At 67.5% G+C, this 14791-nt stretch carries 14 protein-coding genes; 11 read left to right on the forward strand and 3 right to left on the reverse strand.

The features are described 5' to 3' along the window. Positions 1 to 89: 89 nt before the first annotated feature. The gene (gene urtA / locus PV781_RS03760; protein ID WP_425532355.1) at positions 90 to 1421 is read right to left on the reverse strand and encodes an urea ABC transporter substrate-binding protein; all 1332 of its coding nucleotides are present in this window, start codon (positions 1419 to 1421) and stop codon (positions 90 to 92) included. A 445-nt stretch (positions 1422 to 1866) separates the two neighbouring features. On the opposite strand from urtA, the gene PV781_RS03765 reads away from it, so the two are divergent. The 4 genes from PV781_RS03765 to PV781_RS03780 all read left to right on the forward strand — a co-directional run bounded on the left by PV781_RS03765 (position 1867) and on the right by PV781_RS03780 (position 5962). Beyond that, positions 1867 to 2481, forward strand: a complete 615-nt coding sequence (locus PV781_RS03765; protein ID WP_274774293.1) for a carbonic anhydrase — start codon at positions 1867 to 1869, stop codon at positions 2479 to 2481. A 324-nt stretch (positions 2482 to 2805) separates the two neighbouring features. Continuing rightward, a complete protein-coding gene (locus tag PV781_RS03770; protein ID WP_274774294.1) occupies positions 2806 to 4149 on the forward strand; it encodes an HdeD family acid-resistance protein in 1344 nt (447 codons plus the stop codon). After that, a complete protein-coding gene (locus PV781_RS03775; protein ID WP_274774295.1) occupies positions 4146 to 5300 on the forward strand; it encodes an MFS transporter in 1155 nt (384 codons plus the stop codon). Before PV781_RS03770 ends, PV781_RS03775 begins: the two co-directional genes overlap by 4 nt. Positions 5301 to 5428: 128 nt before the next feature. Further along, entirely contained in the window at positions 5429 to 5962 is a 534-nt protein-coding gene (locus PV781_RS03780; RefSeq protein ID WP_274774296.1) for a hypothetical protein, read from the forward strand. Between the two features lie 66 nt (positions 5963 to 6028). Here the strand turns inward: PV781_RS03780 and PV781_RS03785 are convergent, their stop codons facing one another. Continuing rightward, the gene (locus PV781_RS03785) at positions 6029 to 7060 is read right to left on the reverse strand and encodes an aldo/keto reductase (protein ID WP_274774297.1); all 1032 of its coding nucleotides are present in this window, start codon (positions 7058 to 7060) and stop codon (positions 6029 to 6031) included. A gap of 185 nt (positions 7061 to 7245) precedes the next feature. Here PV781_RS03785 and PV781_RS03790 point away from each other — a divergent pair, with 185 nt between their 5' ends. Continuing rightward, positions 7246 to 8169 carry a LysR family transcriptional regulator gene (locus PV781_RS03790; protein WP_274774298.1) on the forward strand — a complete coding sequence of 308 codons (924 nt, stop codon included), beginning with the start codon at positions 7246 to 7248 and terminating at the stop codon, positions 8167 to 8169. Positions 8170 to 8199: 30 nt separating this feature from the next. Here the strand turns inward: PV781_RS03790 and PV781_RS03795 are convergent, their stop codons facing one another. Next, positions 8200 to 8913 (reverse strand): GntR family transcriptional regulator, encoded by a 714-nt coding sequence (locus PV781_RS03795; protein WP_274774299.1) that lies wholly within the window; start codon positions 8911 to 8913, stop codon positions 8200 to 8202. A gap of 249 nt (positions 8914 to 9162) precedes the next feature. Here PV781_RS03795 and PV781_RS03800 point away from each other — a divergent pair, with 249 nt between their 5' ends. From PV781_RS03800 to PV781_RS03825, 6 genes are read left to right on the forward strand one after another with little or no spacing between them, the layout of a single operon-like run. Then, entirely contained in the window at positions 9163 to 10209 is a 1047-nt protein-coding gene (locus PV781_RS03800; RefSeq protein WP_274774300.1) for an extracellular solute-binding protein, read from the forward strand. Further along, on the forward strand, positions 10206 to 11282 hold the full coding sequence (locus tag PV781_RS03805) for an ABC transporter ATP-binding protein (RefSeq protein ID WP_274774301.1): 1077 nt from the start codon (positions 10206 to 10208) through the stop codon (positions 11280 to 11282). The genes PV781_RS03800 and PV781_RS03805 overlap by 4 nt, the downstream gene beginning before the upstream one ends. Then, positions 11279 to 12157, forward strand: coding sequence for an ABC transporter permease (locus tag PV781_RS03810; RefSeq protein ID WP_274774302.1), 879 nt, complete (start codon positions 11279 to 11281; stop codon positions 12155 to 12157). Before PV781_RS03805 ends, PV781_RS03810 begins: the two co-directional genes overlap by 4 nt. Beyond that, entirely contained in the window at positions 12154 to 12969 is an 816-nt protein-coding gene (locus PV781_RS03815) for an ABC transporter permease (protein ID WP_274774303.1), read from the forward strand. The genes PV781_RS03810 and PV781_RS03815 overlap by 4 nt, the downstream gene beginning before the upstream one ends. Next, on the forward strand, positions 12966 to 13901 hold the full coding sequence (locus tag PV781_RS03820) for a polysaccharide deacetylase family protein (RefSeq protein ID WP_274774304.1): 936 nt from the start codon (positions 12966 to 12968) through the stop codon (positions 13899 to 13901). Before PV781_RS03815 ends, PV781_RS03820 begins: the two co-directional genes overlap by 4 nt. Further along, on the forward strand, positions 13898 to 14671 hold the full coding sequence (locus tag PV781_RS03825; RefSeq protein WP_274774305.1) for an aspartate/glutamate racemase family protein: 774 nt from the start codon (positions 13898 to 13900) through the stop codon (positions 14669 to 14671). The genes PV781_RS03820 and PV781_RS03825 overlap by 4 nt, the downstream gene beginning before the upstream one ends. The last annotated feature ends 120 nt before the right edge of the window (positions 14672 to 14791 follow it).

A 14791-nucleotide genomic window follows, 5' to 3' on the forward strand; every position in this document is an offset into this window, starting at 1 on the left:
GCGCTGCGGCCTTCGGGCGGGCGGGTGGAACGGGTCCACCCGCATCAGGCGTCAGCGGGCACCCGGCGTGCCGGGCACCCGCGCGCGCCTCACTTGGTGGCGCTGCCGAGGCAGACCTTCTTCACGCTGTCATAGTTGCCGCAGTTCAGCTGAACCCAGTCGGCCACCAGATCCTTGGAGCCTTCCAGCTGCTTGGACCAGGCTTCGCCGGGGATCAGGTTCTCGGTCTTCCACACCACGTTGAACTGGCCGTTGTCCTCGATCTCGCCGATGAAGACGGGCTTGGTGATGTGGTGGTTCGGCAGCATCTCGGACACGCCGCCGGTCAGGTTCGGCTGCTTGGTGCCGGGGAGCGCGGCGATGACCTTGTCCGGATCGACCGTGCCGGCCTTGGTGACGGCCTGAACCCACATGTTGAAGCCGATATAGTGGGCTTCCATGGGATCGTTGGTGACGGCCTTCGGGTTCTTCATGAAGGTCTGCCACTGCTTGATGAAGGCGTCGTTCTCGGGGGTCTTGATGGACATGAAGTAGTTCCACGCGGCCAGGTGGCCGACGAGGGGCTTGGTATCCATGCCGGCGAGCTCTTCCTCGCCCACCGAGAAGGCCACGACCGGAATGTCGGTGGCCTTGATGCCCTGGTTCGCCAGCTCCTTGTAGAAGGGCACGTTGGCGTCACCATTGATGGTGGAGACCACGGCGGTCTTCTTGCCCTGCGAGCCGAACTTCTTGATGTCGGAGACGATGGTCTGCCAGTCGGACTGACCGAACGGGGTGTAGTTGATCATGATGTCCTCGGACTTCACGCCCTTGGACTTCAGATAGGCTTCCAGGATCTTGTTGGTGGTGCGGGGATAGACATAGTCGGTGCCCGCGAGCACCCAGCGCTCCACCTTCTCTTCCTTGGCGAGATAGTCCACCGCCGGGATGGCCTGCTGGTTCGGCGCGGCGCCCGTATAGAAGACGTTCCGCTCGCTCTCCTCGCCCTCATACTGGACGGGGTAGAAGAGAATGGAATTGAGTTCCTTGAACACCGGCAGCACCGACTTGCGGCTCACCGAGGTCCAGCAGCCGAACACCACGGACACCTTGTCCTTGGTGATGAGCTCGCGGGCCTTCTCGGCGAACAGCGGCCAGTTGGAAGCGGGGTCCACGACGACGGCCTCGAGCTTCTTGCCCAGCACGCCGCCCTTCTTGTTCTGCTCCTCGATGAGCATGAGCATGACGTTCTTCAGCGTGGTCTCGCTGATGGCCATGGTGCCCGAGAGGGAGTGCAGAATACCGACCTTGATGGTTTCCTGTGCGGACGCGGTCCCGATCATTCCCGCGATCGCCGTGGCCGCCACGAGGCTTCCGAGCCCGAGGCTCTTGGCAGCACCTGCCGCCGCTCCCTTGGCTACCCGTCCCAGCATACCGAGCATGCGCTCTCTCCGTGTTCGTCGGCTGGCGCACAGCCAGCGCGAGGTACACAGCAAGCCCCATGCCACCCGGAACGGAGGGCATGGGGCGCACATGCATGCAATGCGGAATCTTGCGCCGCACACGGTGGGCATTGCCGACGACAGCAATCTGCCTGCGGAAGAGGCGGACTAAAATGCCCTTTAATTAGGCAATTAGGCCAGAACCTGCCCGAACCGGCGGCAAATGTTACAGAAAGTTAAACAGGTACAGGAGAACGATGACGCCGAACGGGACGCCCATCAGCCAGAGAAGCACGCCGCGCATGGGATGAAGTCCTTTGTTGTGACACCTGTCCCTTCAACGCACGCGGACCGCCCGCGTTCCCGTCTGGCTTATTGTGCATTGCATGATCTTGACCCGCGGCCCGCGCCTCTTTCTTATGCCGGAAAGGGGACGGGGCATTTCATGGACGAACTCATCGACGGTTACCGCCGATTCCGGGAAGTGGCCTGGCCGGACCACAAGGCGGTGTTCGAGCGCCTCGCCGCCCGCGGTCAGCGGCCCCACACCTTCATCGTCGCCTGCTCGGACAGCCGCGTCGATCCGCAGATGATCTTCAATACCGGGCCGGGCGAACTGTTCGTGGTGCGCAACGTCGCCAATCTCGTGCCGCCCTACCAGCCGGACGCGAAGTATCACGGCACCAGCGCCGCGCTGGAATTCGCGGTCAATGTGCTGAAGGTCCAGAAGGTGGTGGTGCTCGGCCATGCCCAGTGCGGCGGCGTCCATGCGCTGCTGGACGGCGCCCCGCCCGGCGCGCAGGACTTCGTGGCCCCCTGGATGACCATGGCGGAAAGCGCGCGGCAGGAGACGCTGGAGGCCAACCTGCCCCCCGAGGAGCGCCAGCGCTTCTGCGAGCATTGCTGCGTGCGGCTTTCCCTCTCGAACCTGAAGTCCTTCCCCTGGCTGTCGAAGCGGGTGGAGGACGGCGACCTCACCCTGCACGGCGCCTATTTCGGTGTCGCCACCGGCCGCCTGGAACTCCTCGCCGACGACGGCACCTTCAAGGCGGTGGACTGACCGCCGGCCCCTTGCCTTCGGCGAAGCCGCTTTTAGCCCCCATCGGCAACTGGCAAGCCCCGCCCGGCGGCGAATCGCGCCGCCTCCCCCGCAGGGCAACCGCTCGTGCCGCAGCGTGGCGCTTCACTGCCGGGGCGGCTCGCCAGCATTTCCGTCCCCCACCTGGCAACGCGCATTAACAAAACGGTTCGGGAAGCCAAAGCCCGGAATACGCCTTCACGACTTGGCGCAAGCAACACATTCGGCTAGGACTTGCGCGCTTCAAATAAGCGTCGGACGCACCGGCGCCATTGTCTTACCTATTCTTATCTGGAGTGTCCGTCCTTGGGACAGTTGGCGTTCCTTCTCGTGGGCTCGGATTCGCTCCGGCGGCGCTGGATGGTGGTGGCGGGCCTCGGGGTGCTCCTGATCCTGCTCGGCCTCCTCATTTTCGGCGAGGCGGCGGAAGGCATTACCATTGCCACCATTGATGCGTTCGGCCTGGTGATCCTGCTCCAGGGCGTGCTCACCTTGGTCACGGCGCTGGCCGCCGGCTCGCCGCTCGGTCTTTATATCAACCTGACGCGCGCCCTCCTCCTGGTGGTGCTGGCCTGCCTGATCCTGGACTTTCCCTGGCGCAACGACCTGGCGGTGACCGTTCTGTTCGGCCTCGCCTTCATGGTGGACGGCATTTTGCGCTTCGGCAGCGCCTATGTGCTGCGCTATTCCGGCTGGCGCACCATGCTGGTGTGGGGCGTGGTGCAGTTCATCCTGGCCGGGCTGATCTTCTCCGACTGGCCGATCCCGCGCGGCAAGAACATCCCCTTCTTCGTCTCCGTCTCGCTGATGTTTTCCGGCTGGGTGGTGCTGCGCATGGGGCTGATGCTGCGCTCGCTGGAGCCCGAGGCGGCCATCCTGAACCTGCCCATGTTCGGCAAGCGCGCCTGGTACGAGCACGCCCCGGTCTTTGCCGGCCCCGGCGGTCCGCCGCCCTCGGGCGAGCCCATGGTGGTGCATGTGTGGACGCCGCTGGGCACCGCCCACGGCGCCGCGCGCCGGCCGGTGCTGGACCGCTATATCGCGGCGGTGGATTCCAAGGGGGTCATCTCCACCGGCCATGCGGCGCTGGAGGCCAAGCCCGACGTCTATATCAGCCACTATCCCGCCTCCGAGCTGGACCGCGACCCCTCTCAATTCATGCGCGCCTTCCGCGCCACGCGGGACAATGACGTGCCCGGCCGCTTCCTGCCGTCCTATGAGGAGGAGGTCGCCGGCTGGACCGAGGCGGACGCGCACGTCATCTTCCGCAACTACAACCAGCGGCGCCTGCGTGCCTTCTGGATCGGCTACCGGCAGGAAAACACCTACAACCTGACCAACCGCAATTGCTCGGTGGCGGTGGCCTCGGCGATGGATGCCGCGCTCGAAGGCGCGCTGGCCACCAAATGGCCGTTCGTGCGCATCGCCGGCCTGTTCGCCAATCCAGACCTCTGGATGGCCGCCATGCTGCGCCACCGGGCGGAATCCATGACCTGGACGCCCGGCATCGCGCTCGATTATGCCCGCCTCATGAAGCGCCTGGTGGAGCCGACGCAGATCTCCTGGTTCGGCCGCCTGATGCTGGCCTTCCGCGTGTGGAAGCGCCATCCCACCCCCCAATCCCCCGCCGCAGAGAAAGCCGTTCCGTGAGCGAGACCGCCCTTCCGCCCGCCTCCGGGCATCTGTTGTCGCGGGCCGCCGTCATCGCGACGGCCATGATCTTCGGCCTGACCTATTCGCTGAGCGCCGCCCTCATCGCGCTCGACCTGGCCGAACGGGGCATGAGCGAGGCGCTCATCGGCGCCAATGCGGCCATGCATGCGGTGGGCGTGCTCGCCACCGCCCTGGTCCTGCCGCGCCTCGTCGGCGTGTTCGGGGTGCGCGGGCTGATCCTGTCCTCGCTGGTGCTGGCGGCCGTCACCATGATGGCCTTTCCCCTCATGCCGCTGGTCTGGCTTTGGTTTCCGCTGCGCTTTTTCCTCGGCGCCGCCTCGGAATCGCTGTTCGTGCTCTCGGAGACCTGGATCAACAGCCTCAGCACCGAGCAGACCCGCGCCCGCGCCATGGCCGCCTATACCGCCGCGCTGTCGGTGGGCTTCGCGCTCGGGCCGCTCATCCTGTCCATCGTCGGCACGGGGGGCATGACCGGCTATGCGGTGGGCTCGGTGCTGGCCCTCTGCGCCGCCTGCTTCGTGGCCTCCCCGCGCATCACCGCGCCGAAGTTCGAGGAGCCGAGCCACGCCAGCCCGCTCCATTACATGCGCATCGCGCCCATCGCTTTGTCGGCGACGGTGCTGAACGCCGCCATCGAGGCGGCCGGCCTCTCGTTCCTGGCCATCTACGCCATCAATCTGGGCTGGCCGGAATCGGATGCCACACGCCTCATCACCTGCATGATGGTGGGCGCCATCGTGCTGCAATTGCCCATCGGCTGGCTGGGCGACACCATGAACCGCCGGACGCTGGTGATTGCCCTGGCCTCCATCGGCGCGATCGGCGCGCTCATCTGGCCGTTCGCGCTGGGCTCCTTCTGGGCCTCCTATGCCCTGCTCTTCGTGTGGGGCGGCGCGTTCGTGGGCATCTACACCATCATGCTCACCGTGGTCGGCAGCCGCTTCAAGGGCGGGGAATTGGTGGGCATCTATGCGGTCATGGGCCTGACCTGGGGCGGCGGCGCGCTCATCGGCCCGCTGGCGGCCGGGATGGCCATGCAAGTCTTCGTGCATGGCCTGGCTTATTTCTGCGCCTTCGCCTTGGGCGCATTCGCCCTCGCCGTCATGCTTTTGAAGCACGAGACCTGACCCAAGGACATGGCCTGACCTTGCGAAATCTGTCCAACAATTAATGCGGGAAGGCACGAGATCCCGTTCAGGCGCCCGCGATTGCTGCTAAGATAAAGCTGGGTTGGGAAGACCTGGAGACAAGAATTATGAAAAGGCTTTTTGGAGCGCTGGCCGTCGCCGCCGCGCTTGCCACGCCGTTCGCCCTGTCCGTGGCGGCAACGCCTGCCGCCGCCGACCCGGTGAACACCGAAGTTCCCGCCACCGGGGCCAACTGGCTGTTCGTGCAGGTGGCCGACCAGGTGTCCATCGAAGGCAACAAGCTGATCCTGAAGGGCACCGCCCCGCAGACGCTGATGTTCGCGGACCGGCCGGAGCGCATGACCGGCGAGACCACCACCGCCGGCTTCGTGAAGATCTGGAACCAGGGCAAGGACAGCTTCCAGAAGGATCCGCCCAATGCCACCCTCGCGGTGACCGGCGCAGACGGCAAGCCGCAGACCGCCGTGGTGGAGCTGACCGACCCGGTGGTGAATGGCGACACCCTCACCTACACCTTCCGCACGCTCAGCAACGAGCAGCCGGTGGCGGGCACCTCTGCCAGCCTCTTCATCGACTGGTGGTATGCCGGACCCGGCCATTGCTGGCGCGGTCCCTATGGCGGCCTGCACTGCGTCTATTGAGACAAGGCGCTTCAAGGTTCGGGCCCGGCCGCAAGCCGGGCCCTTTTCATGTGGGGCGGGGGATGATCAGCCCAGCTGCGCCGCCCGGTCCTTGCCCTGGCGCTCCAGCATCCAGCCGGGATATTCCGGCGGCAGGGCGCTCACCGCGTCCAGCGTCGCCATCTCCTCCTCCGTCAGGCGGATCTGCGTGGCGGCGAGATTGTCGTCCAGCTGCTCCAGCGTCTTGGCGCCGATGATGGCGGACATGACGAAGGGCTTGGCCAGCACATAAGCGAGCGCGATCCGCGCCACCGAGACGCCGCGCGCCTCGGCAATCGGCCGCATGGCGTCGATGCAGTCAAAGGCGCGGTCCTTGTTCACGGGCGGGAAGTCGAAGGTGACACGCCGTCCGTCATTGGTGCCGGCGCCGTCGCGGCTGTACTTGCCGGAGAGCAGGCCGCCCGCCAGCGGGCTCCACACCATAAGGCCCAGCTTCTCGGACATCAGAAGGGGCGCGATCTCGCGCTCCAGGTCCCGGCCGGCAATGGTGTAATAGGCCTGGAGGGTGACCGGGCGCGCCCAGCCATTCTTCTCCGACAGGCCCAGCGCCTTCATGAGCCGCCATGCCTGCCAGTTGGAAATGCCCACATAGCGCACATGGCCCTGGCGCACGAGGTCGTCGAGGGCCTGCAACGTCTCCTCCACCGGCGTGAGGGGGTCGGTGCCGTGGATCTGGTAGAGGTCGATATAGTCGGTGCCGAGCCGCTTCAGGCTGGCCTTCACGCCATCCATGATATGGCCGCGGGAGGAGCCCCGGTCGTTGCGGCCCGGGCCCATCTGGCCATAGACCTTGGTGGCCAGCACCACGTCCGTGCGCGGCCGGCCGGAATTGCGGATCGCGGCGCCGGTGATTTCTTCCGACAGGCCGCCGGAATAGACGTCTGCCGTGTCGATGAAATTGACGCCCGCATCGAGGGCGCGGGCGACGATGGCGTCCGCCGCGCTCTGGTCGAGGGTGCCGATGGCGGTCCAGTGGCCGCCACGGCCGCCGAAGGTCATGGTGCCGAGGCAGATTTCGGACACGAGAAGGCCCGTGCCGCCGAGTGTCTTGGTGCGCATGAGATCCCTGTCTCCTCAAGGCCGGGCGGTGCGCCCGGCGCGCGCCACGCGCGGCCAGGCCCCGCCCCCGGAGCTGCCCGGCCGCCGGGCTGGCCCTCACATAGGCTGCCTCTTTGTTGAGGATTAGACGCCATATCCCCCATAGAGTATGAAGCTGGACTATATGGTCCACCTACGGACGCCCCATGCCTCGCCCCGATCCCTTTGACGGCCTGAGCGAATTCCTTGCCGTGGCGCGCCTGGGCTCGTTCCGCAAGGCGGCCTCGGCGCTGGATGTGACACCCGGCGCGGTGAGCCAGGCCATCCAGGCGCTGGAGGCCCGGCTCGGCCTGCCGCTGTTCCACCGCACCACCCGCTCGGTCTCCCTCACCGAGGCGGGCGAGCACCTGATGGGGCGGGTGGGACAGGCGGCGGACACCATCGTCGGCTCCCTCGACGGGCTCAGCCAGATGCGCGGCGAGCCGTCGGGAACGCTGCGCCTGCTGGTGCACCGGGGCGCGGTGGAGCATGTGCTGGAGCCGGTGCTGCCGGTCTTTCACCGCGCCTATCCGCAGGTGAAGCTGGACATCGTGGTGGATGAGAGCCACGCCGACCTGGTGAAGTCCGGCTATGACGCGGGCATCGGGGTGGGCGAATTCATCGACCGCGACATGGTGGCAGTGCGCGTCACCCAGCCCTTTGCCTGGATCGTCGCCGCCTCCCCCGCTTATCTGGAGCGGCACGGGCGGCCGCTGGTGCCGGAGGACATCGCCCGCCACACCTGCATCCGCTATCGCCGGCCGGAGCTGGGCGGGCTCTATCGCTGGGAATTCCAACGGGACGGCCAGTCCCTCACCCTGGAGCCGCCCGGCAGCGTGGCGGTGAACGATTCCAGCCTCGCCCGCGCGCTGGGCCGCCAGGGGCTGGGCCTGCTCTATACATCCGAGCTGCATGCGGCGGCGGACCTGGCCGCCGGGTCGCTGGTGCCGGTGCTCAGCGACTTCGTGCCCCCCCGCGATGCCCTCTTCGTCTGCTTCCCCCGCCAAAGCCGCGCCCAGCCCAAATTGCGCGCCTTCGTGGACACCTGCACCCGGGTGATGCTGCGCCCGCACGCCGAGGCGGCGGCCTGAGCGTCCCTCCAAGAGAGAGCCGGGCCGGCCTCACCCCAGCGCCGCGCCGGCGAAAATGTCCATCAAGTCGGGCGCCTCGCCGGGGTCGGCGTCGAGCTTGAGGCGCTGTTCCACATGCAGGAAGTGGTGGCGGGAGAGGTCGATGGCGCGGGGAATGTCGCGGGCGCGCAGGGCTTCGACGATGGCGCCATGCTCGTCCACCGCGCACAGGGACTGGTTGGCGGGCTCATAGACCGAGACCATCACCGAGGAGCGGGAGAGCAGCTCGCGCAGGAAGCGGGAGAGTTCCTCATTGCCCAGCGCATCCACCAGCAGCAGATGAAAAGCGCCGGACAGGCGCACCGAGGCCGCCCGGTCGCCCCGCTCGGCGGCGAAGCGCTCCTGGCTGAGATGGGCGTCGAGGGCATCGAGGATGGTCTCGTCCAGGATCTGACCGAGCTGCACCAGGACGCCGGCTTCCAGCACACGATGGGCCTCATAGACGGCGCGGATCTCTTCCAGCGAGGGCCGGGCGACACGGGCGCCCCGGTTGGGAATGATCTCGATGCGCCGCTCGGCCCCAAGGCGCTGGAGCACCTTGCGTACCCGCTCCCGGGACACGCCGAAACATTCGGCCAGCCGATGCTCGGCGAGCTTGGTGCCCGCCTTCAGCCGGCCTTCCATGATGGCCTTGAGGATGGCCCCATGGATGGCCTCGTCGGCTTCCGGGTCCGCCTTTGGGCCTCTCTTGCGCGTCTCGTTCATTCCGCCTCACTGATGTCGGCGAGGATAGACCGTCCTCGCCGCTTTGCCCGCGCCTGAAAAATGTGCACAATCAGATTTTATAATGTGCACATTTCCAAAGCTGCCTTTCCCCAGTCGCGACGCCTGCACCGCCGCACCGCTCTAACACATTAAGCATGCAACGTTTTTCAAAAATGTGCACACTCCTCGCCGCTTGGCCCAAGTCTTGCGAAGTGTCTCCCGTCGTCTCCCGGACAAGGAGTGGGAAAGATGGTCTTCGATTTGCGCATCTCCCGTCGGAGCGCCTTGCGGCTCGGCGCGGGGGCCTTGGCCGGCAGCATCGCCATGCCCGCCATCCTGCGCGCGGCCCCCAAGGAAATCGTGGTGGGTGGCCCGGCGGGCGCCGCCAAATACTTGAATGCCGATGTCTTCCCCATCATCGAGAAGGCCCTGGACGTCAAGATCCTCTATGAGGGCACCAATTCGCTCACCAACCTGCAGAAGATGCAGGCGGACAAGGCGAGCCCGAAAATGTCCGTGGTGATCATGGACGATCCGGTCATGCTCCCGGCCGCCGCCTCCGGCCTCATCACCCCCATCACCGCCTCCACCGTGCCGAACCTGGCCAAGCTCGTAGCCGGGACCATCCACCAGGACGGCATGTGGGCGAACTATCAGCGCCCCTGGGTGGGCATCGCCTATTCCACCAAGCGCATGCCCGCCGCCCCCAAGAGCTGGGCGACGCTTTGGGAGCCCAAGTTCGGGCAGAAGGTCATCGTCCCCTCGCTCCAGAACACCGAGGGCTTCTGGGTGCTGCTGGCGGCCGCGCACTTGGAGACCGGAAAGCCCTATAAGGAAGCGCAATACGACATCGACGCCGCCTTCCGGAAGCTGAAAAGCCTGAAGCCCAATCTGCTGAACGTCTACACCAACGCCCCCCAGGCCATTAACCTCCTGGAGCAGGGCGAGGCCTGGATGATCGGCGGGCAATTCTCCGCCTATACGCTGATCCGCAAGGCCGACGGCTCGCCCATCGACCTGGCCATCCCCGAAGGCGGCGGCTTCTCCATGCCCTCGGGCATCGCCAAGGTGGCGGGCGCGCCAGCGGGTGACACCTCCGACGCAGTCATCAACGCCTTCCTCTCCCCCGAAGTGCAGAGCGTGCTTGCCACCAAGGCCTTCGTCGCGCCCACCAATTCCACCGTGCCGACGCCGGCCGGCTATCCCGACGCCAATTCCCTGTTCGCCCCCGACTGGGCCTTCATCGCCAAGGAGCGCGCCGGCTGGGTGGAGCGCTGGATCAAGGAGATGTCATGAGCCAGAGCGCCCCTCATCTGGTGGTCCGCCACGCCTCGAAGCGCTACGGCTCGACCACGGTGCTCGACCGCGTGGACCTGTCCATCGCGCGGGGCGAGCTCGTCACGCTGCTCGGTCCCTCCGGCTGCGGCAAGACCACATTGCTGCGGCTGGTGGCGGGCCTGGCCACCCCCGACGAGGGCAGCATCGAGATTGCCGGCCGGGACGTGACGAACGTCCCGCCGCACAAGCGCAATGTGGGCGTGGTGTTCCAGTCCTATGCCCTGTTCCCCCACCTGTCGGTGGCCGGCAACGTGGCCTTCGGGCTGAAGGTGCGCCGCCAGCCCCGGGCCGAAGTGGAGGCTAAGGTGATGCGGGCGCTCGCCATGGTCCATTTGGACCATCTGGCGGCCCGGCCCATCTCGGCCCTTTCCGGGGGCCAGCAGCAGCGCGTGGCGCTCGCCCGCGCCATCGCGGTGGAGCCGGACGTCCTCCTGTTCGACGAGGCGCTCTCTGCCCTCGACCGCAAGCTGCGGGAGGAAATGCAAGGCGAGATGCGGCGCATCCTGCGCGACATCGGCGCCACCGCCATCTTCGTCACCCATGACCAGGACGAGGCGCTCACCATGTCCGACCGCATCGCGGTCATGCATGCCGGCCGCATCGACCAACTGGCCGAGCCGCGCACCATCTATGCCCGCCCGGCCACCTTGTTCACGCTGAACTTCGTCGGCCTGTCCTCGCGCATCATCGGCACGGTCGCCCATGCGGCGGACGGGCGGATGGAGGTGGACACGCCGCTCGGCCGCCTGCGCGCCTCCGGCCGGTTCCTGCCCGGCTCGCCGGTGGTGGTCGCCACCCGCCCCGAGCATATGCGCCCGGCCAGCGGGGCCGACGACAACATCGCCGCCGGTCGCGTGCGCTCCGTGGTGTTCCAGGGCTCCCGCAGCCTCGTGGAAGTGGAGACGCAGGCCGGCTCCCTGTTTGCCGAATTCCCGGGCCAGGACGCGGCCGGCCTTGCCACAGGCGATCCCATCCAGCTCGGCTGGCCCGCCGCAGAGACGCTGGCCTTTCCGGCGCCGGAGGCCGCATGAGCGATCACGCCCTCCCCGCCCCCGCCACCCCGATGATGAAGCCCGCCCCGGACCGGGAACGGCGCCTCGCTCTGCTCATCGCCGCCCCCGCGGTGCTGGTGCTCGTGGGACTGTTCGCCTTGCCGCTGGTCAAGCTGCTGGCGGCCAGCCTCACCGACGCGGCGGGACTGACCTTTGCCCATTACGCCAAGCTGCTGGGCACCTCCTATTATCTCGGCGTCATCTGGAATTCCCTGCGCCTTGCCCTGGTGACGACCCTTATCGCGCTCGCCATCGGCTATCCCGCCGCCTTCGCCATTGCCCGTGCGCGGGGATGGGTGCGCTCCGTTCTGCTCGCCACCTTGTTCCTGCCGCTCGCCGCCTCGGTGATCGTCAAGGCCTTCGCCTGGACCATTCTGTTGCGCAGCGACGGGCTGGTGAACACGGTGCTGGTGGGCATCGGCATCCTGGACGAGCCCGTGCGCATGATCTTCACCGAGACTGCGCTCTTCGTGGGCTCGGTGAACATCTTCCTGCCCTTCATGATCCTGCCCATCTATACCGTGGTGGCGCAGTTTGACGGCCGCCTCACGGAGGCCGCCGCCACCTTGGGCGCCGGGCCGCTGGAAGCCTTCGTGAAGGTGGTGGTGCCGCTCACCTTGCCGGGCGTGATCGCGGGGGGTGCCCTCGTCTTCTCGCTCTCGGTCTCGGCCTATGTGGTGCCAACCCTCTTGATCGGGGAGCGCTACCCCACTTTGTCCACCACCATCGCCAAGGCCTATCTCCTGGCCCGCCAACCGGAATTCGGCGCGGCGGCCGGCGTGGTTCTGCTCGCCATCGCCATTGCGGTGGTGGCGCTCAGCACCCGGCTCGGGCGCACGGGAGGCAAGGCATGACCTCCTCCGCCCTCACGGCCCGCCTCGGCATCCTCCTCGCCTGGAGTGCGGCGCTCGGTGCCGCCGCCTTCCTCCTGGCGCCTCTGGTGGTGATCGCCGCCGCCTCCTTCTCGCCCACCCCGGTCTTCGACCTGCCGTGGGATGGTGCCTCGCTGCGCTGGTATGCCCGCATCGGGCGGCTCGACGGCTTCTGGCCGGCGCTCTCCCTGTCGCTCCAGGTGGCGGCTTTCTCCACCGCCATCGCTCTGGTGCTGGGCACGCTCGCCGCCATCGCCATCGCCCGGGGGCGCCTGCCCTTCTCGGGCGCCCTGGGGACGGTGCTGGTCTCGCCGCTCATGATGCCCGGCCTCGTGCTGGGCATCGCGCTGCTGCAATATTTCCGCGCCATCGGCCTTACCTTGCCGCTGGTGGCGCTGCTTTTGGCCCATCTCATCATCACCTTGCCCTATGTGGCGCGGACCATGATTGCGGGCCTCTCGCGCTTCGACTTCACCCTGATCGAGGCGGCGCGCACGCTGGGCTGCACCTTTCCCGGCGCGGTTGTGAAGGTGATGGTGCCGGCGCTGGCCCCGGCCTTCCTCACCGCCGGCCTGTTCTCCTTCCTCGCCTCCTTCGACAACTACCCCGTCTCCATCTTCCTCACCGACGTGCGGACCAAGACCCTGCCCATCAAGATGCTGCAATATATCGAGGAAGCGCCCGACCCGACGCTGGCGGCGCTGTCCACCCTGATCCTCATCGCCACCGTGATCCTGCTGATTGCCTCCGACCGCCTGGTCGGCCTGCACCGCATGGCGGGGACCGGCCAATGAAGCCCGCCATCGTACCCCCCGCGCCGGCCCTTCAGCCCGCGCCCGCCCGCGACCTCATCGGCTATGCCGGCACCCCGCCGAACCCCAGATGGCCCGATGGGGCGAAGGTGGCGGTGTCGTTCGTCCTGAATTTCGAGGAAGGCGCCGAATTCACCCTCTCGGAGGGCGATCCGCGCAATGAGGGGATCTATGAGGTGGACCACCCCATTGATACCCCCGATCCCTGCATCGAGAGCCATTTCGAGTACGGCACCCGCGCCGGCTGGTGGCGCATCATGGACCTGTTCGACCGCTTCGGGGCCAAGGTGACGGTGAGCGCCTGCGGCCGGGCGGTGGAGCGCACGCCGGAACTGGCCCGCGACGCGGTCAAAAGAGGCCATGAGGTTTCCGCCCATGGCTGGCGGTGGGAAAGCCATGCGGGCATGGACGAGGCCACCGAGCGCGTCCGCATCGCTCGCACGGTGGAGGCCATCACCCGGGCCACCGGCATCCGCCCGGTGGGCTGGCACACCCGCTCGGCCACCTCGCCCAATACCCGGCGCCTCTTGGTGGAGGACGGCGGCTTTCTCTATGACAGCGACGCCTATAATGACGACCTGCCCTATTTCGTGCCGGTGTCCGGGCGGCGGCATCTGGTGATGCCCTATGCCTTCGACACCAACGACATGCATTTCCAGCACACCCAGCGCTTCCGCGGCGCCGACTTCGCCGATTATGTCATCGACGCCTTCGACTGGCTGGCCAGGGAAGGCGAACACGCGCCCAAGATGATGTCGGTGGGCCTGCACCTGCGCATGATCGGCCGCCCGGGCCGCATGGGCGCGCTGGAGAAGATCCTGGCCCATGTGACGGGCTCGGGGCTGGCCTTTGTGGCGCCGCGCGCCGCCATCGCCCGGCACTTCATCGCCACCTTCCCCGAGACGAACCCGTGACCGACGCCGTGACGGGCGGGGCGCCCCGGCGCCTCCTCATCGTCAATCCCAACACGTCGCAGGTGGTCACCGATCTCCTGTTGGCGGCGGCGCAGCCCATGGTTCCGGCGGGGGTGGAGATCGCCGCCCTCACCGCCCCCTTCGGCGCGGCGTCACTGGAGAGCCCGGCGGAGGCCGCCATCGCCGCTTATGCGGTGCTCACCGCCTTGGCGGATGCGGAGCATTTCGACGCCGCCATCATCGGCGCCTTCGGCGATCCGGGCCTGGATGCGGCGCAGGACCTGTTCGCGCCCCCCGTGATCGGCCTTGGCCGCTCCGGCCTCCAGGCCGCAGCACGGCACGGGCGATTTGTGATCGTGACGGTCGGCGCCCATCTGCGCACGAGCCTGGAGCGCGCGACGGGCGAGGCGGGGGTGGGCGAGGCGTGCGCCGGCATCAGCTTTCTGCCCTTTTCCGTCCTGGAGATCGCCGCCGATCCCACCCTCGCACTGCCCCGCATGGCGCAGAGTGCGGCCGCCATCGTGGCGCAAACGGGCGCGCAGGCGGTCCTGCTGGCCGGCGCGCCCTTTTCGGGCCTTGCCGAGCCGCTTGCCCCCCACCTCCCCGTGCCGGTGCTGGACGGCCTGACCTGCGCCCTGAAGGCGGCGCTTGAGGCTCCCAGGGCTGCGCCTTGGGAGCCTCAAGCGCCCGCCCTGCCCGCAAAGCCCATGCCGGGCGTTGCCCCCGCGCTCGCGGACCTGATCCGCCGCCGCCTCGCCCGCCCCGCCTGAGCGGCTGCGCCAGATCGGCGCATGGAGGCTCTCCGGGTCTTCGCGATCGCCCTGTCCCGCCATCCGCTGCGGCATTGCTCCAAAATGGAGACATTTGGCCTTGACGGGAGGGCCGCCCAA

It is taken from the genome of Aquabacter sediminis (assembly GCF_028863665.1).
In the GTDB taxonomy this organism is placed as follows: Bacteria; Pseudomonadota; Alphaproteobacteria; order Rhizobiales; family Xanthobacteraceae; genus L1I39.

What these genes read in the sequence shown, in the direction of transcription:
- urtA (WP_425532355.1), bottom strand. Translation starts at nt 1,421, where the DNA reads ATGCTCGGTATGCTGGGACGGGTAGCCAAGGGAGCGGCGGCAGGTGCT.
- PV781_RS03765 (WP_274774293.1), top strand. Translation starts at nt 1,867, where the DNA reads ATGGACGAACTCATCGACGGTTACCGCCGATTCCGGGAAGTGGCCTGG.
- PV781_RS03780 (WP_274774296.1), top strand. Translation starts at nt 5,429, where the DNA reads ATGAAAAGGCTTTTTGGAGCGCTGGCCGTCGCCGCCGCGCTTGCCACG.
- PV781_RS03785 (WP_274774297.1), bottom strand. Translation starts at nt 7,060, where the DNA reads ATGCGCACCAAGACACTCGGCGGCACGGGCCTTCTCGTGTCCGAAATC.
- PV781_RS03790 (WP_274774298.1), top strand. Translation starts at nt 7,246, where the DNA reads ATGCCTCGCCCCGATCCCTTTGACGGCCTGAGCGAATTCCTTGCCGTG.
- PV781_RS03795 (WP_274774299.1), bottom strand. Translation starts at nt 8,913, where the DNA reads ATGAACGAGACGCGCAAGAGAGGCCCAAAGGCGGACCCGGAAGCCGAC.
- PV781_RS03800 (WP_274774300.1), top strand. Translation starts at nt 9,163, where the DNA reads ATGGTCTTCGATTTGCGCATCTCCCGTCGGAGCGCCTTGCGGCTCGGC.
- PV781_RS03805 (WP_274774301.1), top strand. Translation starts at nt 10,206, where the DNA reads ATGAGCCAGAGCGCCCCTCATCTGGTGGTCCGCCACGCCTCGAAGCGC.
- PV781_RS03810 (WP_274774302.1), top strand. Translation starts at nt 11,279, where the DNA reads ATGAGCGATCACGCCCTCCCCGCCCCCGCCACCCCGATGATGAAGCCC.
- PV781_RS03815 (WP_274774303.1), top strand. Translation starts at nt 12,154, where the DNA reads ATGACCTCCTCCGCCCTCACGGCCCGCCTCGGCATCCTCCTCGCCTGG.
- PV781_RS03820 (WP_274774304.1), top strand. Translation starts at nt 12,966, where the DNA reads ATGAAGCCCGCCATCGTACCCCCCGCGCCGGCCCTTCAGCCCGCGCCC.